Annotated in this window: 28 protein-coding genes and 2 riboswitches; of the genes, 23 read left to right on the top strand and 5 right to left on the bottom strand. The window is 39.6% G+C overall.

The window, feature by feature from the left end; genetic code table 11:
• Positions 1–80 precede the first annotated feature (80 nt).
• The 4 genes from ABES02_RS24860 to pssA all read left to right on the top strand — a co-directional run bounded on the left by ABES02_RS24860 (position 81) and on the right by pssA (position 4182).
• Positions 81–1613, top strand: coding sequence for a carboxypeptidase M32 (locus tag ABES02_RS24860; RefSeq protein ID WP_430140455.1), 1533 nt, complete (start codon positions 81–83; stop codon positions 1611–1613).
• Between the two features lie 279 nt (positions 1614–1892).
• On the top strand, positions 1893–2681 hold the full coding sequence (locus ABES02_RS24855) for a TerC family protein (RefSeq protein WP_430140454.1): 789 nt from the start codon (positions 1893–1895) through the stop codon (positions 2679–2681).
• A gap of 100 nt (positions 2682–2781) precedes the next feature.
• A complete protein-coding gene (locus ABES02_RS24850) occupies positions 2782–3444 on the top strand; it encodes a phosphatase PAP2 family protein (protein ID WP_430140453.1) in 663 nt (220 codons plus the stop codon).
• A gap of 36 nt (positions 3445–3480) precedes the next feature.
• Complete coding sequence (gene pssA / locus ABES02_RS24845; protein ID WP_430140452.1) at positions 3481–4182, top strand: CDP-diacylglycerol--serine O-phosphatidyltransferase; 702 nt, start codon at positions 3481–3483, stop codon at positions 4180–4182.
• Positions 4183–4365: 183 nt separating this feature from the next.
• On the opposite strand, the gene qoxD is transcribed toward pssA, so the two are convergent.
• From qoxD to qoxA, 4 genes are read right to left on the bottom strand one after another with little or no spacing between them, the layout of a single operon-like run.
• On the bottom strand, positions 4366–4659 hold the full coding sequence (qoxD, locus tag ABES02_RS24840; protein ID WP_430140451.1) for a cytochrome aa3 quinol oxidase subunit IV: 294 nt from the start codon (positions 4657–4659) through the stop codon (positions 4366–4368).
• Position 4660: 1 nt separating this feature from the next.
• Positions 4661–5266, bottom strand: coding sequence for a cytochrome aa3 quinol oxidase subunit III (gene qoxC, locus ABES02_RS24835; protein ID WP_223587825.1), 606 nt, complete (start codon positions 5264–5266; stop codon positions 4661–4663).
• Complete coding sequence (qoxB, locus tag ABES02_RS24830; protein WP_430140450.1) at positions 5256–7232, bottom strand: cytochrome aa3 quinol oxidase subunit I; 1977 nt, start codon at positions 7230–7232, stop codon at positions 5256–5258. The genes qoxC and qoxB overlap by 11 nt, the downstream gene beginning before the upstream one ends.
• Positions 7222–8199 carry a cytochrome aa3 quinol oxidase subunit II gene (gene qoxA / locus ABES02_RS24825; RefSeq protein ID WP_430140449.1) on the bottom strand — a complete coding sequence of 326 codons (978 nt, stop codon included), beginning with the start codon at positions 8197–8199 and terminating at the stop codon, positions 7222–7224. The genes qoxB and qoxA overlap by 11 nt, the downstream gene beginning before the upstream one ends.
• Before the next feature lie 381 nt (positions 8200–8580).
• Between qoxA and ABES02_RS24820 the strand changes: the two genes are divergently transcribed.
• The 4 genes from ABES02_RS24820 to ABES02_RS24805 all read left to right on the top strand — a co-directional run bounded on the left by ABES02_RS24820 (position 8581) and on the right by ABES02_RS24805 (position 12065).
• Complete coding sequence (locus tag ABES02_RS24820; RefSeq protein ID WP_430140448.1) at positions 8581–8886, top strand: iron-sulfur cluster assembly accessory protein; 306 nt, start codon at positions 8581–8583, stop codon at positions 8884–8886.
• 315 nt (positions 8887–9201) lie between these two features.
• Positions 9202–10917: an ABC transporter ATP-binding protein gene (locus tag ABES02_RS24815; protein WP_430140447.1), complete on the top strand. Its 1716-nt coding sequence runs from the start codon at positions 9202–9204 to the stop codon at positions 10915–10917.
• 96 nt (positions 10918–11013) lie between these two features.
• The gene (locus tag ABES02_RS24810) at positions 11014–11748 is read left to right on the top strand and encodes a Cof-type HAD-IIB family hydrolase (RefSeq protein ID WP_430140446.1); all 735 of its coding nucleotides are present in this window, start codon (positions 11014–11016) and stop codon (positions 11746–11748) included.
• Positions 11749–11864: 116 nt separating this feature from the next.
• Positions 11865–12065: a cold-shock protein gene (locus ABES02_RS24805; protein ID WP_430140445.1), complete on the top strand. Its 201-nt coding sequence runs from the start codon at positions 11865–11867 to the stop codon at positions 12063–12065.
• Positions 12066–12130: 65 nt separating this feature from the next.
• On the opposite strand, the gene ABES02_RS24800 is transcribed toward ABES02_RS24805, so the two are convergent.
• Positions 12131–12322: a hypothetical protein gene (locus tag ABES02_RS24800; protein WP_430140444.1), complete on the bottom strand. Its 192-nt coding sequence runs from the start codon at positions 12320–12322 to the stop codon at positions 12131–12133.
• A gap of 195 nt (positions 12323–12517) precedes the next feature.
• Here ABES02_RS24800 and ABES02_RS24795 point away from each other — a divergent pair, with 195 nt between their 5' ends.
• From ABES02_RS24795 to ABES02_RS24725, 15 genes are all read left to right on the top strand, one after another.
• The gene (locus ABES02_RS24795) at positions 12518–13042 is read left to right on the top strand and encodes a CBO0543 family protein (protein ID WP_430140443.1); all 525 of its coding nucleotides are present in this window, start codon (positions 12518–12520) and stop codon (positions 13040–13042) included.
• A 144-nt stretch (positions 13043–13186) separates the two neighbouring features.
• On the top strand, positions 13187–13651 hold the full coding sequence (locus tag ABES02_RS24790) for a GyrI-like domain-containing protein (RefSeq protein WP_430140442.1): 465 nt from the start codon (positions 13187–13189) through the stop codon (positions 13649–13651).
• Positions 13652–13744: 93 nt separating this feature from the next.
• Positions 13745–13890, top strand: a riboswitch (FMN riboswitch).
• 123 nt (positions 13891–14013) lie between these two features.
• Positions 14014–14673, top strand: coding sequence for a riboflavin synthase (ribE, locus tag ABES02_RS24785; protein ID WP_430140441.1), 660 nt, complete (start codon positions 14014–14016; stop codon positions 14671–14673).
• Between the two features lie 12 nt (positions 14674–14685).
• Positions 14686–15879, top strand: coding sequence for a bifunctional 3,4-dihydroxy-2-butanone-4-phosphate synthase/GTP cyclohydrolase II (locus ABES02_RS24780; RefSeq protein ID WP_430140440.1), 1194 nt, complete (start codon positions 14686–14688; stop codon positions 15877–15879).
• Positions 15880–15916: 37 nt separating this feature from the next.
• Positions 15917–16387 carry a 6,7-dimethyl-8-ribityllumazine synthase gene (ribH, locus tag ABES02_RS24775; protein WP_430140439.1) on the top strand — a complete coding sequence of 157 codons (471 nt, stop codon included), beginning with the start codon at positions 15917–15919 and terminating at the stop codon, positions 16385–16387.
• Positions 16388–16473: 86 nt separating this feature from the next.
• Positions 16474–16665: riboswitch (cobalamin riboswitch) on the top strand.
• Between the two features lie 192 nt (positions 16666–16857).
• Positions 16858–17823, top strand: a complete 966-nt coding sequence (locus ABES02_RS24770) for an ABC transporter substrate-binding protein (protein ID WP_430140438.1) — start codon at positions 16858–16860, stop codon at positions 17821–17823.
• Positions 17789–18847: a FecCD family ABC transporter permease gene (locus ABES02_RS24765; RefSeq protein WP_430140437.1), complete on the top strand. Its 1059-nt coding sequence runs from the start codon at positions 17789–17791 to the stop codon at positions 18845–18847. Before ABES02_RS24770 ends, ABES02_RS24765 begins: the two co-directional genes overlap by 35 nt.
• Positions 18848–20314, top strand: coding sequence for an adenosylcobinamide amidohydrolase (locus ABES02_RS24760; RefSeq protein ID WP_430140436.1), 1467 nt, complete (start codon positions 18848–18850; stop codon positions 20312–20314). It abuts the gene before it with no gap.
• Positions 20311–21294, top strand: coding sequence for an adenosylcobinamide-phosphate synthase CbiB (gene cbiB, locus ABES02_RS24755; protein ID WP_430140435.1), 984 nt, complete (start codon positions 20311–20313; stop codon positions 21292–21294). Before ABES02_RS24760 ends, cbiB begins: the two co-directional genes overlap by 4 nt.
• Positions 21254–22330 carry a threonine-phosphate decarboxylase CobD gene (cobD, locus tag ABES02_RS24750; protein WP_430140457.1) on the top strand — a complete coding sequence of 359 codons (1077 nt, stop codon included), beginning with the start codon at positions 21254–21256 and terminating at the stop codon, positions 22328–22330. The genes cbiB and cobD overlap by 41 nt, the downstream gene beginning before the upstream one ends.
• Complete coding sequence (locus ABES02_RS24745) at positions 22309–22881, top strand: bifunctional adenosylcobinamide kinase/adenosylcobinamide-phosphate guanylyltransferase (protein ID WP_430140434.1); 573 nt, start codon at positions 22309–22311, stop codon at positions 22879–22881. Before cobD ends, ABES02_RS24745 begins: the two co-directional genes overlap by 22 nt.
• Positions 22881–24389, top strand: a complete 1509-nt coding sequence (locus ABES02_RS24740) for a cobyric acid synthase (RefSeq protein WP_430140433.1) — start codon at positions 22881–22883, stop codon at positions 24387–24389. Before ABES02_RS24745 ends, ABES02_RS24740 begins: the two co-directional genes overlap by 1 nt.
• The gene (gene cobS / locus ABES02_RS24735; RefSeq protein ID WP_430140432.1) at positions 24386–25174 is read left to right on the top strand and encodes an adenosylcobinamide-GDP ribazoletransferase; all 789 of its coding nucleotides are present in this window, start codon (positions 24386–24388) and stop codon (positions 25172–25174) included. Before ABES02_RS24740 ends, cobS begins: the two co-directional genes overlap by 4 nt.
• Entirely contained in the window at positions 25144–25743 is a 600-nt protein-coding gene (locus ABES02_RS24730; protein WP_430140431.1) for a histidine phosphatase family protein, read from the top strand. Before cobS ends, ABES02_RS24730 begins: the two co-directional genes overlap by 31 nt.
• Positions 25695–26132, top strand: a complete 438-nt coding sequence (locus ABES02_RS24725; RefSeq protein WP_430140430.1) for a bifunctional adenosylcobinamide kinase/adenosylcobinamide-phosphate guanylyltransferase — start codon at positions 25695–25697, stop codon at positions 26130–26132. Before ABES02_RS24730 ends, ABES02_RS24725 begins: the two co-directional genes overlap by 49 nt.
• The last annotated feature ends 6 nt before the right edge of the window (positions 26133–26138 follow it).

The raw sequence follows: 26138 nt of genomic DNA, 5'->3' as shown, positions 1-26138 counted from the left end.
GAAAGCGAGCGCCTGGAGCGGAAATCAACAGCCAAATTTAACAGAGCCAATATAAAAAAAGAAAATAGGGGGTCTACATAATGGAACAAAAAGTACTTGATCCAACTATACAAGAAGCATTGGAGCAATTTTCAGCTTTAGATGAAAAAATAACCCATTTTTCAAGTATCATCGGGTTAGCTGATTGGGATCAAAAGGTCATGGCGCCGAAAAAAGGTAGATCCATTTTTGCTAAGGCTACCGGCTCGTTAAGGACTGAAATTTTTAAGCTAATGGTTTCAAGTGAAATGGGTGAACTGCTGGAAACCTTATCAAAACCGGAAAACTTGAAGGAATTAGCTCCTTATGCAAAAGCAAAGATCCGTGAATATAAAGATTACTATCAGAAGTCGAAGAGCATTCCTGCCGATCTTTTTCAAGAATATAGTGTATTAACTGCACAAGCGAATGATGCTTGGGAAGAAGCGAGAGCAAACAATGATTTTGCACGATTTTTACCATATTTAGAAAAAATTGTAGCGTATAAGCGAAAATTTGCTGAGATATATGGCTATGAGGAGCATCCTTATGATGCTTTATTGGATGAATTTGAACCAGGCTTAACAGTCAAAAAACTAGATCCATTGTTTGCTAAGTTAAGAGAATCCAGTGTGAAACTGTTAGAACGAATTAGAGAGAATGGGCAGCGGACACAGGTTGAAGTGTTTAACCAGTCATTTGAAATTGATAAACAAAAGGAATTTAATCGCTATATCCTGCCAATCATCGGTTTTGATCTTGACGGCGGCCGTCTGGACGAAACTGTACATCCTTTCGCCCAAACTGTCAATACAGGAGATGTACGATTAACCACTCGATATTTAGAAAAAAATGTCCGCTCAGCACTTTTCGGAACGATTCATGAAGCAGGACATGGAATTTATGAACAGCATGTAAACCCTGAATTTGAGGAATCGATTCTTCAAAGTGGAGCATCATTTGGAATTCATGAGTCACAATCAAGATTTTTGGAAAATATGGTCGGACGAAGTGAAGAGTTTTGGAAATTCTTCTTCCCTAAGCTTCAGGAGTATTTTCCAACTCAACTGAAGGATGTTTCAGTTGAAGAATTTTATCGTGCGGTAAACACCATTCAGCCTTCATTTATCCGCGTTGAAGCGGATGAATTAACGTATAATCTGCATATTATGCTGCGCTATGAAATCGAAAAAGCGTTAATTGCTGGGGAGATAGAAGCTAAAGATCTTCCAGTAATTTGGAACAAGAAGATGCAGGATTACCTTGGTATTACTCCAAGTACTGATACAGAAGGCGTGCTTCAAGATGTCCATTGGTCATTCGGCGGGATTGGATATTTCCCTTCCTATTCGTTAGGAAATCTCTATGCGGCACAAATTCTTCGCACCATCCAAAAAGAACTGCCTGATTTTTACAACTATATTGAAAATGGAAATTTTGACTTGATACAAACTTGGCTAAAAGAACATATTCATCAGTACGGAAAGCTTTATACACCGAATGAATTAATTGTCAAGGTGACAGGCGAAGAACTAAACGCAGACTACCTTGTGGAATATCTTGAGAAAAAATACGCTAGGGTATATAGAATGTAGAAATAAGCAAACATTGACATCCTGAATAAATTATAATATATTGATAGTAATTAAATATTTCCTTTTTAAAGGGGAGTAGCTGCTACAATAAAGTCGTCATTCCGAGAATAAAATTCTTCGGCTTTATTGGCAACATTTACGTTGTTAGCAAGACCTTTACATTACTGTAGAGGTCTTTTTGTATGCATTTTTAGGCCTTTACTGTAAACAGTAAAGGCCTATTTTATTGGCATCAGGAAGTATTTAAAAAAAAGATCTTACTTTAGAGGAGGAATTTTCATGGATTTAGCTATTCTTGTTGAGTATGGCTGGGTATTATTAATTCTGGTTTTGTTAGAAGGACTCTTGGCAGCTGATAATGCATTGGTACTTGCGATTATGGTGAAGCACTTACCTGAGGAGGAAAGAAAAAAAGCGTTATTCTATGGATTAGCAGGAGCGTTTGTGTTTCGTTTTGCCTCACTCTTTATCATTTCCTACCTGGTCGATGTGTGGCAGCTGCAAGCAATCGGGGCGCTTTATTTGTTATTCATGGCAGGAAATCATATTTTCCGAAAGGTTGTAAACGGAAAAGCGGGGGAAAAAGGTGAAGGCAGCAAAGTACGGAAAGGCGGCAATTTTTGGAGCACAGTCCTTAAGGTAGAATTGGCAGATATTGCTTTTGCGGTTGACTCGATCCTTGCTGCTGTAGCAATGGCAGTTGTCCTTCCAGACACACCGCTCCCGAAAATTGGCGGGCTTGATGGCGGAAAATTCTTAGTTATTTTTGCCGGTGGTATTATTGGATTAATTATTATGCGCTTTGCAGCCAATCAGTTTGTGAAATTATTAGAGAGAAGGCCAGGTCTTGAAATTGCCGCCTTCACTATCGTGGGCTGGGTGGGTGTAAAGCTAGCCGTCTACACACTATCACATCCAGCGTTAGCGATTTTAAATGAGGAGTTTGCTCATTCAAGTACATGGAAGATCAGTTTTTATGCGGTATTAGCTGGGATTGCCGCAGCCGGCTGGTTTTTCTCGAAAAATAAGGACACAGATCCAATGAGAAAAGAACCAAAAGCATCCTAAAACAGTTAAAGCAATTCCTATGCTGTGAGGGATTGCTTTTTTACAATTTCGCTATTTTTTGGTAAGGTTGTTGATAAGTGAACATGAAAGGAATTTGCTTATGCAGTTAAGAGCCTATTTGATAATGGCTTTTATTATTAGCTCCGTATGTGTTATAGGCTTTAGTTTCATCTCGTTATTGATTAGTGATCAGAAGATCATTAAATTTGACAGTTGGGTTATTCAATTAATCCAAGGGCTTGAATCTCCAGGATTAACGAGTATGATGAAGACGTTTACGTTCATTGGCTCGGCACCATTTGTTATTATTCTTAGTATTCTGCTAATGTTTTTTCTTTTTAAAGTGCTCCATCATGGGATTGAGCTCATTTTATTTGTAACGGCAATCCTCGGTTCAGCCTGCCTAAATGGTCTATTAAAGAATATTTTCCAGCGTGTCAGACCCGACTTACATCGCTTAATAGATATTAGTGGGTACAGTTTTCCAAGTGGTCATGCAATGAATGCTTTTACTGTTTATGGGATTATCACCTTTTTACTTTGGCGGCATATCCCCACCAAATGGGGAAGAAGTATACTGATTTTATTTAGTATCGTGATGATTCTTTCCATCGGGATTAGCCGAATTTATTTAGGGGTACATTATCCGAGTGATATTATTGGCGGTTATTTCGCCAGTGGATTTTGGCTGGCAACTTTAATTTGGTTTTTCCAATTTTATAAGGAAAAACGGTATAATAAGAAATATAAAAGCGAAATATGATGTTCAGAACGGAAAGCTTCGCGGTTAAAAATTGGAGTGATACCTATTATTAGAAATAGTATTCCTAACTTATTTACACTGTTAAATTTATTTTGCGGCTTCTTGTCGGTGATGTATTCAGCACAGGATGATTACAAAAATGCGGCGATACTCATCTTAATTGGGATGATGCTCGATAGTATGGACGGGCGGATTGCGAGAATGCTGCGGGTCGAAAGTGATTTAGGGAAAGAACTAGATTCTTTGGCAGATATTGTGACCTTTGGTGTGGCACCTGCAATGATGGCTTACTATTCCTATTTTACTTATTTCGGGATTCCTGGTATGGCGATTGCCGGGCTTTTCCCCTTATTCGGTGCATATCGATTGGCCAGATTCAATATCAATGCAGTCAAATCTTCTCTCAAATACTTTACAGGAGTTCCAATTACCGCTGCCGGCGGCGTGCTGACTTTGTTAACGCTATTTCATTGGAAGATGCCCGAAATCATTCTTCCAATCGCCTTTTTTCTCCTTTGTTATTTAATGGTAAGTACGATAAAAATCCCAAGTCTAAAAGATATTCCGCTGCCAAAATACGGGATCATCATCACTCTTTTCTTGGGATACGCTATTTATTTAGTTTTTAAAAAGGAACAGCACCGTTTTCCGTATTTCATCTATGTCGCGATTCCCTTATATGTCGCCTTTATCAGCTACCAGCTTGTTAGAACCAAAAGAAAACGAACGCCTAAATAAAAAGAGGGTGTCAGGCACCATTGTGAAATTTTCACATGGTGCCTGACACCCTATATTTTTGTCCATCTCCAGCGCCAAGCCCCTCGAGGTCTAAGCCACTCCCAAAATGAAGGCAAAAAACGCCTTCCTTTTGGGAGCGTCTTATGCTTGTCGGGGCTGGTCAAGGCGCTGGAGCTTTTCTATTTACATCCCGAAAGACATAACCCAGATAGATCCAGCAACGGTTACAATTGCGATGAAGAAGCCGTAAGCAACGTTGATTACTTGAGACTTTCCGTCTTCGCCTTCGTTCATATGCATGAACATGTATAGTTGAAGACCTGCTTGGATAACAGCAAGTGACCCAATAATCCAAAGGATTGTTTTAAAGGGAAGGTTAGTTTTTATGGCAACGCCAAGGGCTGCAAAAGTAAGCACCAACGACATGATAAAACCTACTACATGTGTGATAGGGAATCCTTTTGTATTTTTCGCCATTCTACGCCACCATCCTTGCTAAATACACAAATGTAAAAATGAAGATCCATACTACGTCTAAGAAGTGCCAGTATAAACCGATTATAAATGTTTTACGTGCTGTTACAGGTGTTAATCCGCGTTGGAAAATTTGGATGATAACCATCGTTGCCCAGCCAATCCCCATGGAAACGTGAAGACCATGTGTACCAAGCAGAACAAAGAAGCTTGATAAGAAAGCACTAGTCTGCATCGTTGCACCTTCGTGGACATAATGAATGAATTCTGTTACTTCCATGAAGACAAATCCTGCTCCAAGTAAGAGTGTGATGATGAACCAAAGTAGTAAACCATTACGGTTTCCGCGGCGCATTTCATAGATTGCAAGACCACAAGTGAAACTGCTCGTTAACAGAAGGATGGTTTCTACCATGACATCCTTAATTTCAAAAAGATCCTTAGGAGTAGGCCCGCCAGCATAGCGGGCATTCAGTACTGAAAAGACAGCGAATAGTGTTCCAAATAGGATGATTTCGGCCCCTAAGAAAATCCAGAAGCCCAAAATATTCATTCTGTTTTGTTCTGTTTGATATTCAAGTGGCAGTGCAGTATTGACGTTAGCTGACATGGTTTTTCACCCCTTTATTCACACTTCTCCATGCCTTTTCTGTTTTCTTGATCTCATCGACATGTACATGGAATCCATCATTGTAATCAAATGAACGGATAATCAAACCAACAAGAATACCGATAGTCGCTACTAGAGCGGCAAGCTTCCATTCGAAAACCAAGAGGAATCCAGTAATTCCAAAAACAACACCCATATAAAACGGAAGACCTGAATTGCTTGGCATATGAATTTCTTCTACTTCTTCATCTTTTAAGGTTAGCCCTTCATTGTGTTTTTTCATATACCAGAAAGCATCAATCGATTTCACTTCTGGAAGTTTTGCAAAGTTATAGAATTGAACAGGTGAAGCAGTAGCCCACTCAAGTGTTCTTGCATCCCATGGATCGTTCGAGATATTACGGTCTGCATATCTTGCACTCCAGTAAATGTTATAGCAAAGGGCTCCAAAGCCAATCGCTAAAATAACTGCACCAATCGCTGACAATAAGAATAGTGGAGCATAACCAGATTCAGCGGAATAGGTATAAGAACGTCTAACAGCTCCATCTAATCCCAAGAAGAACATTGGCATAAACGTTAAGTTAAAGCCAATCGTAAAGAACCAGAAATGAACTTTTCCAATTTTTTCATTTAGCATGTGACCAAACATTTTTGGCCACCAGTAGTAAAGACCCGCAAATACGGCAAATACAACGCCAGGTATTAACACATAGTGGAAGTGGGCCACAAGGAATAGGGTGTTATGGTATTGATAATCGGCGGCACCCATTGCCAGCATAACACCGGTAACACCACCGATGACAAAACATGGTATGAATGCAAGTGCCCATAGCATTGCCGTCGTTAACTCAATTCGGCCTTTTCGCATGGTGAACAGCCAGTTAAACATTTTAACACCAGTGGGAATCGCAATCATCATCGTTGTAATCGAGAAAACGGAGTTAACAGCAGGTCCCGCACCCATTGTAAAGAAGTGGTGCACCCAAACCAGCATACTTAAAAACGCAATTCCGACGATGGAAAATACCATGGAATTATATCCAAACAACCTTTTACGGGAAAAGGTTGAAATAACCTCAGAGAACATCCCGAAAGCAGGGAGTACAACAATATATACTTCAGGATGACCCCATAGCCAGAACAAGTTCGCCCACATCATATCCATTCCTCCGCCGCTAAGCGTAAAGAAGTGGGTACCAAAAATACGGTCAAATGTCATCAACGCAAGAGCAACTGTGAAAATAGGGAACGATGCCACAATAATGACTGACGCAATGAAAGAAGTCCATGTAAACATTGGCATTCTCATTAAGGTCATGCCTTTTGTACGCATCTTTAAAATCGTGACGATGAAGTTTATTCCCGTCATCAAAGTACCAATCCCGGCAATTTGCAGGGCAATCGCATAATAGTTATTCCCAATCCCAGGAGTAAATTCTTTACCAGCAAGAGGGAAGTAAACCGTCCAGCCAGCGTCTGGAGAACCACCAATAACAAACGAAATATTAAAGAGCATTGCTCCGCTAAAGAATAACCAAAAGCTAAGGGCATTTAATTGAGGAAAGGCAACGTCACGTGCACCAATTTGCAGTGGAATTACCACGTTCATTAATCCAATTAATAATGGCATCGCCGCAAACAAAATCATGATAACACCATGAGTGGTGAAAATTTCATTATAGTGCTGTGCATCTAAAAATTTCATTTCAGGACGAGATGTTTGGGCCTTCATTAATAGTCCGTCAACGCCGCCACGGAAGAACATCAAAACTCCTGAAAGAATGTACATAATCCCAATTCGTTTATGGTCAACCGTTGTCAGCCATTCGCGCCATAGCCATTGCCATTTCTTTAAATAGGTTATTCCAGCTACAATACCAACCATCGTTAGAACTATAGCAATCTGAGAACCTAGGATTAATGGATTCCCAACAATGAAAAAGTCATGCCAATTAATTCCCATGCTGCTCACCTCCGTTAGATTCAGTCATGTCCATGCCTTTCATGTCCATAGAGTTTTTGTCGGTCTGTTTTTCTTCAAAAATCTTACCTTGGACTCCGTGTACTTTGTATAGCTCCGGATTCGTATACGTTTTTGAATTCATCTTTCCATGGTCAACCCATGCTAAGTGAGTTCCGATAAATGTTTCTCTACCTAAATGAGTTGGCTTTAATAGCTCATTATATTTTTTCTCTGTTAACTTTGGAGCACTTGCCTTTACGTCTTTAACCCATTTTTCAAATTCTTTGGAGGATTTTGCTTCCACGGTAAATTCCATATCAGCATAGCCTCTACCGTTAAAGTTGGTATTTCTTCCTAAAAATTCGCCAGGTTGATCAGCAGTGAGGTAAAGCTCTGTTTCCATCTTATTCATCGTGTATTTTTGTCCGCCAAGTGCTGGTACCCAGAAAGACTGCATAGTTCCGGCAGAAGTTAATTTAAACTTTACCGGTGTACCGGCAGGAATGTTGACATAGTTCACGGTTTCAATGCCTTGTTCAGGATAGCTGAAAATCCATTTCCAGTCTGCGGAAGTGACATTGATAGTAATTGGTTTTTTATCTTCATAGCCTTGAGGCACTTTTTCAAGTTTATAAATCGTCTTTACAGTGGGGATAGTTAAGGCAATTACAATCAAAATCGGGATCACTGTCCAAACAATTTCTAACTTTGTGCTGCCGTGTTCTTCAGGCGGGACATAGTCTTTATTCTTTGGTGTTGCACGGTATTTCCAAATGATATACCCAAATAAACCAAAAACCACGACGACAACAATCAGCATAAATACGAGTGACCAGTTAATCAAGTCAAGAATGTCTCTAGCAGCAGGACCTTTTGGGTCAAAGACAACCATTTTGCTGTTACAGCCGCTTAAAAGTAATACAGGCAGGAATGCTAGAAGTGGGATTAAATAACCCTTTTTAAACATTTTAAAGCTCCTCTCAGGCAAATTGTTCATTTTTCCACAATGTCTTCGTGAATTCATTCACAAACTTCAATAGGATAACGCGATTTTTTCAAAAATACAAGTATTACCTCAAATTAAATTTATTATCATCTAATATTAATTTGTGGTGTTCACTACTTCTCCACAATATTAACAATTCGTCTATAAGGTTTATATAGGTTTTTGAAAAAAGTTGTGACAAATTTGTTAAGGATTTAAAATACTAAATAGGGAATTGCTTGGAATTTAATTGTCACAAGCCATTGGACACGATAATTTCGTGGGATTTTCACTTGAAAATTGTCTATTTTAGTATATTAATGGGATAATGTAAATGACTACATAGAAAGAGGAGAGCATTGAATGAAAGTCAAAATTAATCGAATTGCCGCAAAAGCTTTGAAAAAAATGTTAGCCGAGGAAAATGCAGAGGGTAAAATGTTTCGTATTTACGTCACCAGTATTCATGGGGACCACGCACATTATGATTTGATGATGGATACACCGACCGATAATGATGAAGTGGTTAAAACCGACAAGGATATTGATTTTATTCTTGATAAAAACGATGAGAACTTGGATGGAATATGGATTCAATACTTCCAAGTCCCGAAAGAGGAATGGGTTATTACCAACCCTTCTAAAGGCAGTCATCACCATCATCACTAAAATTGAAGAACACTTGGATGTATCCAGGTGTTTTTTTTATTATGCTTATTTTCAAAAAACTTGAAATTGTGCATATATTTTTCATATAATCCTATTATTGCTACTTTATATAAAGGCTCTGTGAAACTTGGTTGTTGATTTGCGCTCCAGGCGCGAGCGGTTCGCGGGCGTGCAGGGGAGCCTCCTCGTCACTTCGCTCCTGCGGGGTCTCCCCTGCCCCGTACTCCCGCAGGAGTCTTCGCGCCTTCCGCTCCAATCAACAGTGTTAAAAATCAACAATGTCATTTAACTGAGCCTAGATAAAAGGAGAATGATATGATTCGGCGGTTCTTTTCTTATTATTTACCTCACAAAAAGCTATTTATCTTAGACTTCAGCAGTGCAGTGGTGGTTGCCATGCTTGAATTAGCTTTTCCACTGGCGGTGAAGTGGTTTATTGATGTTCTTTTGCCAGGAGGTGAATGGCCAGCTATTGTTTCTGTAAGCATTGGACTGTTCCTTGTATATTTATTAAGCACTTTTCTGCAATTTGTAGTCAATTATTGGGGACATAAGCTTGGGATCAATATTGAAACCGATATGAGACAAGAACTGTTTGAGCATGTGCAAAAACAGTCGTTTCGCTTTTTTGACAATACGAAAACCGGTCATATTATGAGCCGGATTACGAACGATTTATTTGATCTTGGGGAACTTGCCCATCATGGGCCTGAAGATGTCTTTATTGCGGTGATGACATTCATCGGAGCATTTTGGATCATGCTTACCATAAACGTAAAACTGGCGCTAGTTGCAATTTTGGTACTACCATTATTAATTGTCTTGGTAGTTGTTTGTAATTTAAAAATGAATAAAGCATGGGGACAAATGTATTCGAGCATTGCGGATGTTAACGCCCGAGTTGAGGATAGTGTTTCTGGGAGCCGAGTGGTCCAATCCTTTACAAATGAAGAATTTGAGATTGCTAGATTTAGAAAAAATAACCACAAATTCCGTGAAGCGAAGCTTGGTGGATACCGTGTTATGTCCTTCAGTATTTCCGGCATTTACATGATGACAAGACTTATTACAATCATCGTTTTAGTGTACGGTGCGTGGCTTAGTTTTTCAGGTCAACTTTCATATGGGGAATTAGTTGGATTTGTCCTTTATGTGAATGTACTTTTCAAACCAATCGATAAAATCAGTGCCATTATGGAATTGTATCCAAAAGGGATGGCTGGATTTAAACGGTTTATCGAGTTAATCGATGCGGAGCCGGATGTCAAGGATACGGAACAAGCCGTGGAAGTTGCTTCCCTTAAAGGAAATATTATTTTTAATGACGTGACTTTTCGCTATGACAAGCATAAATCGGTGCTAGAAAAAATTAACCTCGATATTCATGCTGGTGAAACAGTAGCGTTTGTCGGCCCGTCGGGTGCTGGGAAGACGACGATTTGCTCATTGATTCCTCGGTTCTATGATGTAAACGAAGGCGGAATTTTCATCGATGGGATTAATATTCGTGATATGACGAAAAAGTCATTACGTGCGCAAATTGGAATGGTTCAACAGGATGTGTTCTTATTTACAGGAACACTTCGTGAGAATATAGCCTATGGGAAACAAGATGCTTCGAATGATGAAATTGCCGAAGCAGCCCGCCGTGCCCATCTTGAAAAGTTTATTGCCTCATTACCGGATGGTTATGAAACACAAATTGGTGAAAGAGGTCTTAAGCTTTCCGGCGGTCAAAAACAACGTATTGCAATTGCCAGGATGTTTTTGAAAAATCCACCCATTTTAATATTGGATGAAGCAACCTCCGCGCTTGATACCGAGACTGAATTGGTCATTCAAGAAGCCTTGACTGAACTTGCCCGGAATCGAACCACTCTTATTATTGCTCACAGGCTGGCCACCATTCGGAATTCTGACCGAATTATCGTCGTTACAGAAGAAGGAATTGCTGAAGATGGCCGTCATGATGAACTGATTGAGCAAGGCGGTATTTTTGCCAATCTCCATCGTGTCCAATACCAGCAATAAACAAAAGCTGCGATGTAGTCGCAGTTTTTTGATTTTTTTTCCTAAAAAGTGTTTACTTAAAAATAAACCCAATTGAAAGGAGATACTTACTTTACAATGGATATTGATATTAAACTGATTGCACTCGATATGGACGGAACCCTTTTAAATGATAAAGGAAAAATATCAGATGAAAACCGAGAGGCAATTAAAGAAGCGCAAGAAAAAGGTGTAATTGTTGTGTTAAGCACTGGACGATCACTACTAACCAGCCGTGAACATGCAGATTCACTTGAACTCACATCTTATTTAGTTACCGTAAATGGAAGTGAAATATGGGACGAAAATCGGGAATTAGTGGAAAGAAATCTTGTGAAATCGGAGCTCATCGAGTGGATGTGGGAGCTTTCAAAACAACATAAGACAAAATTTTGGGCAATCAGCACGGAACGCAATTGGCACGATGAATTGCCTGAGGATCTACATACGAAAGAATGGCTTAAATTTGGCTTTAATATTGATGATGATGATACAAGAGAGCTCATTAAAAAAGAATTACAGGCAAAAGGCGAATTTGAATTGAGTAATTCAACCTTAAAGAATATCGAAGTAAATGCAGTAGGAATAAATAAAGCTAAAGGGCTTAAAATTGTTTGTGAGCGTTTAGGCATTAAAATGAAACAAGTCATGGCAGTTGGAGATAGTCTTAATGATTTAGCGATGATTACCGAGGCGGGTCTTGGTGTGGCAATGGGAAATGCCCAGGATACATTGAAGGAGGCTGCCGACTGGATTACCGCTACAAACCAAGAAGATGGAGTGGCCAAAGCTATACGTAAATGGGTCCATTAAAATTTAAAAAAATTTCTAAAAGGCTGGTATAGGAAGAAAAAGGTTTGGTAAAAATAATCAAGCAAGTATATTTTGCAAAATTATGTTATGGCTACATGCTAGGAGGCTACAAAGAAATGGAAACAGGTAAAGTTAAATGGTTTAACGGTGAAAAAGGTTTTGGATTCATTGAGCGCGATGGCGGAGATGATGTATTCGTTCATTTCTCAGCGATTCAAGGTGAGGGTTACAAAACCTTAGATGAAGGTCAAGAGGTTACGTTTGAAATCGAAAATGGACAACGTGGACCACAAGCGGTAAACGTCCGTAAATCATAAGTGACATGAAAAAACAGACCCAGGTTATTCCTGGGTCTGTTTTTCTTTTACCAATTTGTCTTTTATTAGACGCCCATTTTCCTGCGTGAATTGCTAACTTTTTTCGTTTGCTGGCTACTTAGTTTTTTCGTTGCTTGAGAGCCATTCATATTCGTATTTCCGGCGGCTGCTTTGTTCTTTTTGTTCTCCAACTGTTGTTTCATGGCTTCCTGTAAGCTAATTTTCTTTTTTGGTGTTTCTTGATTGGATTCAGACATAATTGCCTCCTATTAATGGTGATAAATACAGTATAATCTATTTTTTCATATATTAAAAATTCAACTTTACAATTTTTGTGGTTGAAGTTGGAAATTAATGATCAGAGGAATTTGTGTTCCTCTGTTTTTTTTTATTTAATATTTTCCAATAGATTGGAAAAAATATGGATAATTAGCGAGAGAAGGAGCAACCATGTGAATCTGAATGTGATGTATGGAGCCATTTTTATTTTTTCAGCGATTAAATGGGGGGATTGGAAAAATTGGAGTGCTTATTACCCTACATTTCTTTTCCTGATGGTTGGGGATTTAGTGTATCAGTTTTTATTCTTTAAGCATAGCATGTGGGAATACGTGCCAATTGGAAGCGATAAATTATGGGCAAAACACACTCATATCGCTTTTTTAGTTATGTTAATAAAATATCCTGTGACCATTAGCATTTTTCTAGGTCATATGCCTAAGGCGGCTTGGAAAAAAATTCTTCATATATCAGTGTGGACGCTTGTTTATACCATTAACGAATTCACTGATTTGAAATTGGGAGCGATGGTTCATAAAAATGGCTGGAATTTAGGCTGGTCTACTTTTTTTAGCTTTGTTATGTTCTCTGTTTTAGCCGTTCATTATTGGAAACCCTGGCTGGCATGGATTCTTTCGGCTATCTATGCTACGTTCCTATGGAATGTTTTTAATATTTCTCAAGATATATTGAAATAATTTATTGTTAAAACAACCTATTATTTTGGTTGTTTTTTAATTGGTAATTTTTAAAAAATATTATATTAGTCGAATTATTTCAGAAGGAATTTGAGTGATAAATTTAGAATATTAGTAATATGATGTTTTAAAGGGGGGATAAGCTTGGGTATCCAAGTCGTAGAAAAAGAGGAACTGAAAGTGGTTGGGATTTCTTGGAATGGCACATACTCTGAAACACATAACATTCCAAATCTTTTTAAGGTAATGGAGAATCGATTAAGTGAGATATCCCATCAGACAGAGGAGCCAGTATTCATTGCTCCGTTTCATAGCAGGGAAACAGAGATTACCTACTATGTAACAAAACCTGTCGAAAAGATTGATGAAATTCCTGAAGGTATGGTTGGATTTACGATTCCAAGGAAAAATTATGTGGTCGGGACTCATAAGGGCAAACCTGAGGAAGTCGAAAATACATACCATCAACTGTTTTTATGGATGGAAGAGTACGGGTATGAACTGGATCATCATGCGTTAAGTTTGGAAGTCTACAAAGAAGAGCATAAACAGCAGAATGGTATTGGAAATCTACATTTTGATATCTATTTACCTGTAAAGACCTTTTGAAAATAAAAGGCCAATCCAGAATATTTCTGATAATAGGAGTGCTTTTCCTTTACTCTTGGATTAAAGTATACTACTATTAAAGGTATATTTTAATAATTCCTTCGGGGTAAGGTGAAATTCCTAACCGGCGGTGATGAAGCAATGCTTCTTAGTCCGTGACCCGATTAACGTTAAGTTAAGCGGTGGATCTGGTGAAATTCCAGGGCCGACAGTTAAAGTCTGGATGGGAGAAGGAAAAAACAGGATTATGAATAGGGTGAAATCTGCCTAATTCTAAGCCTTACTTTCCTATTGTCATTAAAGTGACCCTGAAGCGATTAACTTCAGGGTCTTTTTTATTCCTTTATAAAGGAGAAGTCGTTATGTTTACCGGAATCGTTGAAGAAATAGGGACAATTTCGAATATCCAGCGGACGGGTGAGTCCTTTGTTCTTACCATTGAGTCGAGAAGAATCCTTGAGGACGTCCATCTTGGTGACAGTATTGCGGTTAACGGGGTGTGCCTTACTGTAACCTCTTTTACTGGCAATCGCTTTACTGTTGACGTGATGCCAGAAACCGTTAAGGCATCGAGTTTAAATATGGTAAAACGTGGTTCAAAGGTCAACCTTGAAAGGGCAATGGCCGCGGGAGGAAGGTTTGGAGGTCATTTTGTTTCAGGTCATATCGATGGAACGGGGATTATCAAGAGCAAGAAAGCCATTGAAAATGCTGTTTATTATGAAATTGAGGCTGACCATGAATTAATGAGATACGTGATTGTAAAAGGGTCAATAGCCATTGACGGGACAAGTCTTACCGTCTTTGCAGTTTCCGAGAATGGTTTTACATTATCCTTAATCCCTCATACTCTAGGTGAATCCATTTTGGGGCAAAAAGGGTCAGGGGATATTGTTAACTTGGAATGCGACATGATTGGGAAGTATGTGGGACACTTTATTAATGGAATGAAAAATAATAAGCAGCAAAAAAGTAGTGAGGGAATCACTGCAAAATATTTGGAAGAAAACGGGTTTTTCTAGGAGGGATTTGCCGTGTTTGATACGATAGAAGCAGCTTTATCCGATTTAAAAGAAGGTAAGGTTATTATTGTTTGTGATGACGAGGATCGGGAAAATGAAGGGGATTTTATTTCTCTCGCTGAATACGCAACACCGGACGTCATTAATCTTATGGCTACTCATGGTAGAGGACTCATCTGCGTTCCAATCGAAGAAGAGATAGCGCAAAAGCTAGAGTTATTTCCGATGGTTTCAAAAAACACGGACCCACATGGCACCGCCTTTACGGTAAGCGTTGATCACAAATTTTCAACTACTGGTATTTCGGCATTTGAGCGTTCAGCAACTGTCCTTAGTATGCTGGATCCAGAATCAAAACCTGCTGATTTTAAACGGCCGGGACATATTTTTCCACTCATCGCTAAAAAGGGCGGAGTCCTCAGGAGAACAGGCCATACAGAAGCGGCAGTTGATCTTGCGAGACTTTGCGGCGCAAAACCGGCCGGAGTCATTTGCGAAATTATGAATGAGGACGGAACGATGGCGCGCGTGCCGCAGCTTCGGAAAATTGCCGATCAACTTAACGTGAAAATGATTACAATCAAAGACTTAATTGAATACCGAAACAAAAAAGATAATCTAATTAACCGTGAAGTTGAAATTAGTTTGCCTACGGAATATGGTGACTTTAGGGCGGTCGGTTACACAAATGTCATCGATCATAGAGAGCATATTGCGTTAGTCAAGGGTCAAATTGACCCTGAAAAACCTGTCCTAGTTCGAGTGCATTCAGAGTGCTTGACTGGGGATGTTTTCGGATCCTACCGCTGTGACTGCGGACCACAGTTGCATGCGGCATTAAGTCAAATTGAACAAGCTGGAAATGGGGTTCTTTTGTACATGCGTCAGGAAGGCCGAGGAATTGGCTTACTTAATAAACTTAAAGCCTATAAACTTCAAGAAGAAGGCTATGATACAGTTGAGGCAAATGAAAAACTAGGCTTTGACGCTGATTTACGTGAATATGGCATCGGGGCACAAATTTTAAGAGATCTCGGAATTAGAAAAATGAAGCTGTTAACGAATAACCCCCGTAAAATAAAAGGGCTAAAAGGTTATGACCTTGAGGTTGTTGAAAGAGTTCCACTGCAAATGGAAATGAGAAAAGAAAATGCTCAGTATTTAAAAACAAAGCATGATAAACTGGGGCATCTTTTTCATTTTTAAAGAGCAGAAATAAAAATAAATCATTGGAGGAATTAGCATGGGACATATGTTTGAAGGAAATTTAGTCGGATCAGGATTGAAAATTGGAATCGTTGTCGGACGGTTTAATGAGTTTATTACCAGTAAATTATTAAGTGGAGCACAAGATGCATTAAAACGTCATGGTGTCAGCGAATCTGATGTAGACGTAGCTTGGGTCCCAGGAGCATTCGAGATTCCGTTAATTGCTAAAAAAATGGCGGCAAGCAAAAAATATGATGCGGTTATCACACTAGGTACCGTTATTCGCGGTTCTACTCCACATTTTGACTATGTTTGTAATGAAGTGGCAAAGGGTGTTTCGCGTATAACTTTAGATAGCGGCATTCCAGTTATTTTTGGCGTATTAACAACCGATTCGATTGAACAAGCTATTGAACGAGCTGGTACAAAGGCTGGCAATAAAGGCTGGGAAGCGGCTGCTGGAGCTATTGAGATGGCTAATTTATGCAGAACAATTGAAGCATAAATTACCATTTTCATGGTGATTAATTAAAGTTATTGCAAAAAAACATATACATTTTATTAATCTTTCCTTATAATCATAACTAACAAAAAATATTCATAAATTTAGGTGTTACAATCTTTTTTTAAGATGATAACTTAAAAGGGAAGTTGGTTAAAAGCCAACGCGGTCCCGCCACTGTAAATGGGAGCAACCTATAGAAAGTCACTGTCAATCGATGGGAAGACATAGGGAGCGCTTGAACCATGAGCCAGGAAACCTGCCTATCTTTTCATACGCCAATAAACCTACGAGGATAGGGAGGTGTGGACGACTAGTCTCTGTTACTTAATGGAAGTAATTATACTAATCATACCAACATCCTCAATGACTGGGGATGTTTTTTTGTGTATCAGAGGAAGCAAAGCTTAGGCGTAAGCGAAAGTTATTTTTTGTTAAAAGAATTCATTATAATAAGTTTAAGGGGAATGAATATGAAAAAACTGTATTCGATTTTGGTCGTAATATTATTATCGTTAGGGGTTCTAGCTGGCTGTGCTGAACAGAAGGAACAGGGCAAAGAGGAAAACAAAACGGATGTAGTGAAGAAATCAGAGGAAGTCGCATTTCCAGTAACCGTAACAGATGCATTAAAAAATAAAGTTATTATCGAAAAGAAACCCGAAAAGATTGTCTCATTAATGCCAAGTAATACGGAAATTGCTTTTGCTTTAGGTCTTGGTAAAGAAGTGGTCGGTGTTTCTGACTTCGACAATTACCCAGAAGAAGCCACAAAAAAGGAGAAAATTGGCGGACAGGAAATTAATTTAGAAAAAATTATCTCCCTACAGCCAGATTTAGTTCTAGCCCATGCTTCGACAGCCCATAATTCCCAGGATGGGATTAAACAATTGAAAGATGCTGGAATCCAGGTGGTAGTTGTCAATGATGCCCAAAATTTTGAACAGGTGTATGATTCCATTGAAATGATCGGAATTGCTTCTGGCGAGAAAAAGAAAGCGGATGAAATGATTAAAGGCATGAAGGATAAATTGGCCGAAATCAAAGCAAAAGCAGAGAAAATTAAAGAAAAGAAAAAAGTCCTTGTTGAAGTTTCACCAGCACCGGAAATTTATTCACCTGGGAACAATACATTTATGAATGATATGCTTAGTACGATTCATGCAGAAAATATCGTAAATGATCAAGAAGGCTGGATTAAAATTGATCAGGAAGCGATGATTAAACGAAATCCAGATACGATTATTACTACATATGGATACTATGTGAAAAATGCCTCAGATCAGGTATTAAGCCGAAAAGGCTGGGAAAGTGTCAATGCAATTAAAAACAAGCAAGTAATCGAAGTCGATTCGGACCGTGTGACCCGCTCAGGTCCAAGGATAGTTGAAGGAGTAGAGGAACTTGCAAAGGCTATCTATCCGGAAATTTTTAAATAATAAGTATTTTGCCTTTTGTGTGTCAGGAGTTTTCCTTCTAATCTCGATTTTGTTAGGCATCTCCATTGGATCTGTTTCGGTGCCGATTTTAACCATTGCGAAAATAATCACGGTTAAGCTGACAGGTTTACATATGGAAATTGATCCGATGTTTACTAGTATAGTCTTCAATATTCGTTTACCCAGAGTCATCTTATCTGGTCTAGTTGGAGCTGCTCTTGCGATTGCAGGAGCAGCCTTTCAAGGATTGCTAAAAAATCCATTAGCGGACCCTTATACATTAGGTGTATCATCAGGGGCATCGTTGGGCGCAGTAATGACATTATTCTTTCACTTATCCATACCTTTAATTGGTTTCTTTACTTTGCCAGTCCTTAGTATCCTATTCTCCTTTTTTACCATAATATTAGTCCTTACATTCGCCCGTAAAATGGAACCCTCTATGCGAGTAGAAACGATTATTTTAACGGGAATCATTTTTAGCTCATTTTTAGGAGCGCTCATTTCTTTAATGATTGCGCTGACGGGCGATGAATTAAGACAAATCATCGGCTGGCTTCTAGGTAGTGTTTCGATGAGGGGCTGGGCTTACATAAAAATCATCCTGCCGTTTTTCATTCTTGGGTCGGCAATCCTAATGATGAATGCCAAAGAATTAAATGCTATGTCTTTTGGAGAGGAAAGAGCACAGCATTTAGGGGTTAATGTTCAGAAGAGAAAGCTGGTTATTCTGACTGCCGGTTCGATTCTAACAGGATCAGCGGTTGCTGTATCTGGGACGATAGGTTTTGTAGGCCTCGTAATCCCACATTTAACTAGATTGTTATGGGGACCTGACCATAAGTTTCTACTCCCACTTTCCATCCTAACCGGAAGTGCATTTTTAATTCTCGCTGACCTGATTTCACGAACAATCATATCCCCTAGCGAATTACCTATAGGAGTGATAACTGCGTTAATTGGAGCACCAGGGTTTGCAATGATCTTGTTACATAGAAAAAGAATGGAAAGAAGTGGTGAATAAATGCTAACAGTTCATCAGCTTTCTGGTGGATACACTGGAGAAGCAGTTCTGAAGGACATTTCTTTTGAAGTGAAGAAAGGGGAGTTGTTCGGAGTACTAGGCCCTAATGGAAGTGGGAAAACGACCCTTTTAAAAATGCTGAGTGGAATTTTGCCAATCCAAAAAGGTGAGATTGTCATCGGTGGAAAGCGGCTTCAAGAATATAAGGCAAAACAGCTAGCCCAAATGATTGCCGTCCTGTCTCAGCATTCTTCACAATCGTTTTCGTACACCGTTAAAGACACCGTTTCTCTAGGTCGTTATGCCCATCAGCATGGATTGTTTCAAACTTGGAGTCATCAGGATGAAGAGGTCGTACAGAAAGTCATGAAGCAGGTCGGTGTTGATGCTTTTCAAGATAAGAATATTCAGCAGCTATCTGGTGGGGAAAAACAAAGGGTATTTCTTGCCCAAGCACTTGCCCAGGAGCCTGAAATCCTTCTTTTAGATGAACCGACAAACCATTTGGATTTATCTTATCAAAAGGAGTTACTGGACCTGTTAAAAAAATGGACAACTGAAAATGGATTAACCGTTATTTCTATTTTCCATGATTTGAACCTTGCGGGACTCTATTGCGACCGTTTGCTTCTTCTTGAAAATGGGACCATCAATATTGACCATATTCCGAATGAGGTCCTTAGGGAAGATAGAATCAAGCTTGTCTATCATACAAATATACAAAAGCATCCCCATCCAAAAGTGGCCGCGCCGCAAATGGTGCTTTTACCGGAAAAATATCGTAAGCCGGGAAAAACAGTTATTAATGAAACGATGTTGGATGTTTCAGATGAACTAATTAGATTAACGTCACCGATCCCCTTGAGAACCATGTCTTCAGGAGTCATTGGTTCAGGCACGGGCTGGCATCAAACATTTGTGAACCGCCATGTTAATAAAAATTATGACTGCAGTGATCATCTTTTGGAAATGGCTGCATTCTTAAAATCAAAGGGATTTGAACCATCGGAAACAGTAGGAATGATGACGGCTGTTGTGCTAGATGATGTGGAATGGAAATCGTTCGAACATGACGATTTTTCCCTTTTTGTAGTTGTGACGGCTGGAGTTGGCAATGCTATTGACGCCTCCAAAAGTGAAATGCATTCTTCCGAATTGGTGCCAGGCACCATTAATACCTGGATTTTTATAAATGCTGAGCTGACTGAGGAGGCCTTTATCCAATCTATCATGACGGCAACGGAAGCGAAAGTAAAGACTTTGCATGATTTAGAAATATTGGATCAAGTCACGGGAACGATTGCGACAGGTACCTCGACAGATAGTATCTTAATTGCGGCTACCCAAACCGGTAAAGTTTTAGAATATGCGGGAACGATCACTCCGTTAGGAAAGCTTCTCAGCAAAGCGGTTTATCAGTGTACGACAGATGCGATTCAAAAATCTCGTATGAGGAAAAAAACATGATTATTTATCATTTAGTGTCGATCACGATTGCTTATATGCTCGACTTGCTTATAGGGGATCCTCCGAATTGGCCGCATCCAGTTAGATGGATTGGCCGAATGATTGCCTTTTTAGAAAAACGATGGAATACAGGGGAGCATAAAAAATTAAAAGGGGTAGTGATGCTCCTTTTCATTCTATTTCTTGTCTTTTTAGTTGCGTTGGCACTGGTCATAATAGGATACAAGATTCACCCTTATGTGGGAATCTTTGTAGAAAGTGTGATGATCACTTCTACCATTGCCCAAAAGAGCTTAAAGGAAGCATCTCTTGATGTTTACCATCCTTTAAATAAAGGCAATTTGGAAGAAGCAAGAAAGAAACTGTCCTATATCGTTGGCCGGGACACTGATTCCTTATGTGAAGGAGAACTTGCACGCGGTGCTATCGAAACAGTGGCAGAAAATACGAGTGATGGGGTAACGGCCCCTATGATGTGGGCACTGATTGGCGGTGCACCATTGGCAATGGTTTATAGAGCAACGAATACTTGCGATTCGATGGTAGGGCATATGAGTGAGCGGTATAAAGAGTTTGGCTGGGCTTCAGCAAAATGGGATGATGTGATGAATTGGCTTCCGAGCCGGTTAACTGGAATGATCATGCTGCTAGGAAACCGTCCTATTAATAAAAGCTATCATCAAACTTGGACGATTATGTTTCGTGATGCCAATAAGCATCCCAGTCCGAACAGCGGCTGGGGAGAAGCAGCTGTTGCGGCCATTTTAGGGATACAACTTGGCGGAATCAACTATTATAAGGGAATTGTTTCCAACAGGGCAAAAATGGGCGACCTGATTGAGCCAATTCAAGCCGAACATATTATCAAGGCTAATGCCATTCTAGGCAAAACCGTTTTTTTCTTTTTACTATTTTTATGGATAGGAGGAATGGCTTTTGATGTTGCCTTCACATGGATCCAATCCACAGTACCTTTATGAATCGCTGGGACTCTCCCTCCCTCAGCAATATATTGATTTTAGTGCCAATATCAACCCGCTTGGACCTCCTCAACAGCTAAAAGATAAGTGGCCTGAAATCTATCAGGAAGTAATGGTTTACCCTGATCCCTATGCAATAAAACTAAAGACGATTATTGCCAGAAAAGAACAAATCAGCGTTAACTCTATATTAATTGGAAATGGCGGTTCGGAGCTCATCACAATCGTTGCTAGAATGCTAGCTGGTAAAAAAGTATTATTGGTACAGCCGGCATTCTCGGAATATGAAACCGCTTGTCGTGCCAATAATTGTGAGGTATCTCATTATCAATTAATCGAGCATGACTTTGAGTTAAATCTAGATGAACTACGAGGACAACTTGTGAATGCAGATGCCCTATTTTTGTGTAGTCCCAGCAATCCCACTGGAATCCAGTTTTCGGCAGCTACCATCCTATCAATCTTGGAAGAAAGTGAAAAGCATGATTGCCTTGTACTTCTAGATGAAGCCTTTTATGATTTTTTGATTGAGTACGATTCTGTTCTTCCTTACATAAACAGGTTTTCAAATTTCATAATTATTCGGTCTTTGACCAAAATGTACGCAATCCCGGGGATTCGTCTAGGGTATTTGGCAGCCCAGCCAAATATGGTTGCACGACTAAGCAGCCTCCAATCCCATTGGAGTACGAATGCCATTGCTTTAATTGCAGGTGAAATCTGTCTGCAAGATGATTCCTTTATTAAACAGACACAAAGCTACATTCAGCATGAACGGCAGCGGTTATTTACTTTCTTTAAACAACAGGAATTTACCTTTTCATCCTCGAAAGTAAATTATTATTTATTAAAAGATCCTTTTAGCCAAGATCAATTTCCATTATTTCAATTTCTCTTAAAAAGAGGAATCATTCCACGTCATACTTATAATTTTCTCGGTTTAGATGGTAAATGGCTTCGCTTTGCGATTAGAAGTCAAGAGGAAAACAATCGGCTAATAGAGGTGTTGAGCGAATGGCGGGCCACTCATCCTTAATTTTTATAACTGGCGGGGTTAGAAGCGGAAAAAGCAGTTTTGCAGAAAAATTGGCGGTGGACATGAGTTGCAAAACAGGAGGACAGCTTCATTACCTGGCAACAGGAGTTCCGTCAGACCAAGAGATGAAGGAGAGAATCCATATTCATAAGTGCAATCGGTTAGAAGCTGGATACGGCTGGAAAACAATAGAACAGCCTGTGCAAATTGGAACTCTCTCCAACCGTTTTGCTGAAACGGATATTATCGTGTTAGATTGCCTGACAACACTACTAAATAATGAGTTATTCTCGACAAACAGTGATTGGGATGAATCGGTTTTACATAGAGTTAAAGAAAATATCCTAACCGGGATAACCAAGATTAGAAATCAGGCAGGGACACTGATTGTCGTCAGTAATGAAGTTTCATATGATTGCGTTCCTAGAAATGATCTTGTTTTTTCCTATGGGAAATTGTTAGGTCAAATTCATCAGAAACTTGTGCAGGAAGCCGATACCGCTTATCTTGTTGAAGCAGGGATTCCGAGGGTGATGAAAGGAGTGAGATGATGAGAGGGATCATGATTCAGGGCACTGCCTCAGATGTCGGAAAAAGTTTAATTGCTACAGCACTATGCCGTATGCTTATCAATGAGGGAATCAAGGTTGCTCCGTTTAAAGCGCAAAATATGTCGAACAATTCCTATGTAACCCGGGACGGAAAAGAGATTGGACGAGCGCAGGGGATACAAGCGGAAGCAGCAAAAATAGATGCAACAGAGTGGATGAATCCGATTTTGTTAAAACCGCGTTCGGCTCAGGATTCTGAGGTTGTGCTATTAGGAACGGTCTATGATACCTTATCAGGCAGCAGTTATCGGGAACAATTTTACGAAAAAGGCCTAGAAGTCATTAAAGATGCGCTTGACCAGCTCGAGAAACAATACGGGACCGTCGTGATTGAAGGAGCAGGCAGTCCGGTAGAAATTAACTTAAAGTCGCGGGACCTTGTTAATATGAAAGCAGCAGAACTAGCCGATGTTCCTGTAGTCCTTGTAGCCGATATCGATCGCGGCGGGGTTTTTGCCAGTATCGTCGGCACACTTGAACTTATGGAACCGGAGGAAAGGCAAAGAGTGGCAGGGGTAATTATTAATAAATTCCGCGGGGATATCACTCTATTTGAAGAGGGAATACAGTGGCTTGAAGCAAAAACAGGTATCCCCGTATTAGGTGTCTTGCCATTTGTCGAGAATCATCGGATTGATGGGGAGGATTCATTGTCCATTCAACAGCAATTTTCTCGACCTAAAGTCGGTGTTCTTGACATTGCCGTTATTCAACTCCCGTATATCTCAAATTACAGTGATTTGGAGCCATTTCTTTATGAAGAGGATGTTTCTATTCGCTGGGTCAAAGACAAGGAAGTTTTTGGACATCCAGACGCGATTATCATTCCAGGTACAAAAAGTACAATTCATGATTTGAGAAAAATAAAAGAAAATGGGTTAGCGGATTTAATCCAGATACATATTGAAAGTGGCGGTTATACGATTGGATTATGTGGGGGTTACCAAATACTCGGTGAGGAAATTTTGGATGAAGCAGGTTCAGATACGGGGAAACCTAATTTTTCAATAAAGGGATTAGGATGGATTCCAGCCAAAACCACTTTTCGTAAAGGAAAAGAGACTACTAGATTAAGAGGGGAGTATCATCAAGATACCGGTTTGAGTTCAGGGCAGGTGTTAGATGGTTACGAGATTCACTTAGGCAAAACGAGCTTAATGGAAAAGGGATGTTCTTTTTTAAAACTAGAGAATGGGGAATCTGAAGGCTATTATGGTAAGAATGGACAAATAATTGGAACCTATTTGCATCATTTGTTTCATAATGATGAGTGGCGCACCCTATGGCTAAACATGATTCGGAATAGAGCAGGGCTTCCCTTACAGGAAATCAGAAATAGTCATGACGATAAAGATAAACGGTATGATTTCCTTGCAGCGCAAATGAAAAGACATTTAAGGTGGGATTTAATTAAAGAGATGGTCCTGAAGGGGAGTATGGGACGATGAGATTCTTGAAAGGGTTCTTGATTAACCTTCAATTTTTTACAGCGATCCCAATTACCTTAGAAATATCAATGGAAAAGGAAAATCTGAAAAGATCGGTTCAAACCTTTCCACTGTTAGGGCTATTTCAGGGGTGTATTTATGCCCTCCTCTTTTATGTTTGTATGGAATTTACGCCTTTTTCCCATCTGGCTGTGGCTTTTTTCCTTTGGCTGGCAACCATTATACTAACTGGCGGGATTCATTTAGATGGCTGGATGGATGCAAGCGATGCTTATTTTTCATATCAGGATCAAGCAAAACGACTTGAAATTATGAAAGATCCACGAACAGGGGCATTTGGGGTTATATCTCTTTTCATTTTATTGAGCAGCCGGTTTCTTTTTATTTATGAAATCACGCTGGACGAACAATGGCTAACCTTTGTCTATATCGCAACAATCCCATTTCTAAGTAAAACTGTAATGGGCGTTCTTTTGTTAACAGTGAAGTCTGCTCATAATAAGGGTTTGGGGGCATTATTTCAAAGTGCGACTACACTAAAAGGGTTATGGATTTATCCATTATATGGGGCTGGCTATTTTTTACTAGTCGGTATATGGACACAAACCATTCTCCCAATTGGCTTATTGTTTTTAGGCGCAGCGGGATGTTTCATTTATTGCTGCCAGAAATCAATGAAATGGTTTGGCGGGATTACAGGGGATATATTAGGCGCTTCTGTAGAAGGGACTGAGTTAATTCTATGGATGACCGTGTGGTTATTGCATTATTTCGTCATGGCCTAACCGAAGAAAATAAAAGAAAAGCCTATCTTGGTTGGAATGATTCTCCTTTATGTCCAGAAGCAATGCATCTATCGACTTCGAAAAGATATGAATGTTATTTTTCTAGTGATATACAAAGATGCATCACAACCGGGGGAAATTTGTTTCCAAATAGAGAATTTATTAGATTAAAGAATTTAAGAGAAATGAATTTTGGCAAATGGGAAGGGAAGACCTTCAGCGATTTGAAAGACGATCCGCTATATCAAAGCTGGATAACAGATCACATAAACCATTCTCCGCCAGAAGGAGAATCGTTTCAGCATTTTACCAGCCGGATTCAAGTTGGCTGGGATGAAATAGCAGACGCAGTTATCACTCAGAATCTTAGCAGTTGTGCAGTCATTACACATGGTGGGGTCATTCGAACATTATTGTCACGGTTTGCCCCGGAACAGAAGCCATTTTGGGAATGGGAAGTAAGACATGATCGCGGTTTTGAACTGGTATTCGAAAAAGAGGCATTCGGGAGGGAAAATAGGTGCACTTTGTTACAGGAGGTGCCTTTAACGGCAAACGCGCTTGGGTAATGGAAGCATATAAGGTATCAAATGAGGACGGACTTTGGCTGTCAGCATACCATAATTGTCGTCTCCCAAGAGATTTAGGGGATATCGACCAAAATGTGGTTATCCTAGAAGGGGCAGAAACATGGTTGAAAAAGCTAGTCGGCAATTTCGATTTGAATCAATGCCGTATAATCTGGAATCAGTGCCTAGACAGTTGGCTGAAATGGGAAAAAGAAAAATTAACTCGTAAAGTTGTAATAATCGGCACGGATATCACAAAAGGAATTGTACCGATAGAAACTCATGATAGAGCATGGCGTGACGTAACAGGATGGGCCTTTCAAGATACAGCATCAAGGGCTGAAGAAGTGGATATTATTTGGTATGGAATAAACCAACAAATAAAGTAAAGGGGT

The organism is Neobacillus pocheonensis (assembly GCF_050477905.1).
GTDB lineage: Bacteria > Bacillota > Bacilli > Bacillales > Cytobacillaceae > Neobacillus > Neobacillus pocheonensis_A.
The sequence above is the reverse complement of the archived record's forward strand: the minus strand, read 5'-3'. Positions and strand labels throughout refer to the sequence as shown.

Excerpts from the sequence above, each read along its gene's own strand:
- ABES02_RS24860 (WP_430140455.1), top strand. The coding sequence starts at position 81 with ATGGAACAAAAAGTACTTGATCCAACTATACAAGAAGCATTGGAGCAA.
- ABES02_RS24855 (WP_430140454.1), top strand. The coding sequence starts at position 1,893 with ATGGATTTAGCTATTCTTGTTGAGTATGGCTGGGTATTATTAATTCTG.
- ABES02_RS24850 (WP_430140453.1), top strand. The coding sequence starts at position 2,782 with ATGCAGTTAAGAGCCTATTTGATAATGGCTTTTATTATTAGCTCCGTA.
- qoxD (WP_430140451.1), bottom strand. The coding sequence starts at position 4,659 with ATGGCGAAAAATACAAAAGGATTCCCTATCACACATGTAGTAGGTTTT.
- qoxC (WP_223587825.1), bottom strand. The coding sequence starts at position 5,266 with ATGTCAGCTAACGTCAATACTGCACTGCCACTTGAATATCAAACAGAA.
- qoxB (WP_430140450.1), bottom strand. The coding sequence starts at position 7,232 with ATGGGAATTAATTGGCATGACTTTTTCATTGTTGGGAATCCATTAATC.
- qoxA (WP_430140449.1), bottom strand. The coding sequence starts at position 8,199 with ATGTTTAAAAAGGGTTATTTAATCCCACTTCTAGCATTCCTGCCTGTA.
- ABES02_RS24820 (WP_430140448.1), top strand. The coding sequence starts at position 8,581 with ATGAAAGTCAAAATTAATCGAATTGCCGCAAAAGCTTTGAAAAAAATG.
- ABES02_RS24815 (WP_430140447.1), top strand. The coding sequence starts at position 9,202 with ATGATTCGGCGGTTCTTTTCTTATTATTTACCTCACAAAAAGCTATTT.
- ABES02_RS24810 (WP_430140446.1), top strand. The coding sequence starts at position 11,014 with ATGGATATTGATATTAAACTGATTGCACTCGATATGGACGGAACCCTT.
- ABES02_RS24805 (WP_430140445.1), top strand. The coding sequence starts at position 11,865 with ATGGAAACAGGTAAAGTTAAATGGTTTAACGGTGAAAAAGGTTTTGGA.
- ABES02_RS24800 (WP_430140444.1), bottom strand. The coding sequence starts at position 12,322 with ATGTCTGAATCCAATCAAGAAACACCAAAAAAGAAAATTAGCTTACAG.
- ribE (WP_430140441.1), top strand. The coding sequence starts at position 14,014 with ATGTTTACCGGAATCGTTGAAGAAATAGGGACAATTTCGAATATCCAG.
- ribH (WP_430140439.1), top strand. The coding sequence starts at position 15,917 with ATGGGACATATGTTTGAAGGAAATTTAGTCGGATCAGGATTGAAAATT.
- ABES02_RS24770 (WP_430140438.1), top strand. The coding sequence starts at position 16,858 with ATGAAAAAACTGTATTCGATTTTGGTCGTAATATTATTATCGTTAGGG.
- ABES02_RS24760 (WP_430140436.1), top strand. The coding sequence starts at position 18,848 with ATGCTAACAGTTCATCAGCTTTCTGGTGGATACACTGGAGAAGCAGTT.
- cbiB (WP_430140435.1), top strand. The coding sequence starts at position 20,311 with ATGATTATTTATCATTTAGTGTCGATCACGATTGCTTATATGCTCGAC.
- cobD (WP_430140457.1), top strand. The coding sequence starts at position 21,254 with ATGTTGCCTTCACATGGATCCAATCCACAGTACCTTTATGAATCGCTG.
- ABES02_RS24745 (WP_430140434.1), top strand. The coding sequence starts at position 22,309 with ATGGCGGGCCACTCATCCTTAATTTTTATAACTGGCGGGGTTAGAAGC.
- ABES02_RS24740 (WP_430140433.1), top strand. The coding sequence starts at position 22,881 with ATGAGAGGGATCATGATTCAGGGCACTGCCTCAGATGTCGGAAAAAGT.
- cobS (WP_430140432.1), top strand. The coding sequence starts at position 24,386 with ATGAGATTCTTGAAAGGGTTCTTGATTAACCTTCAATTTTTTACAGCG.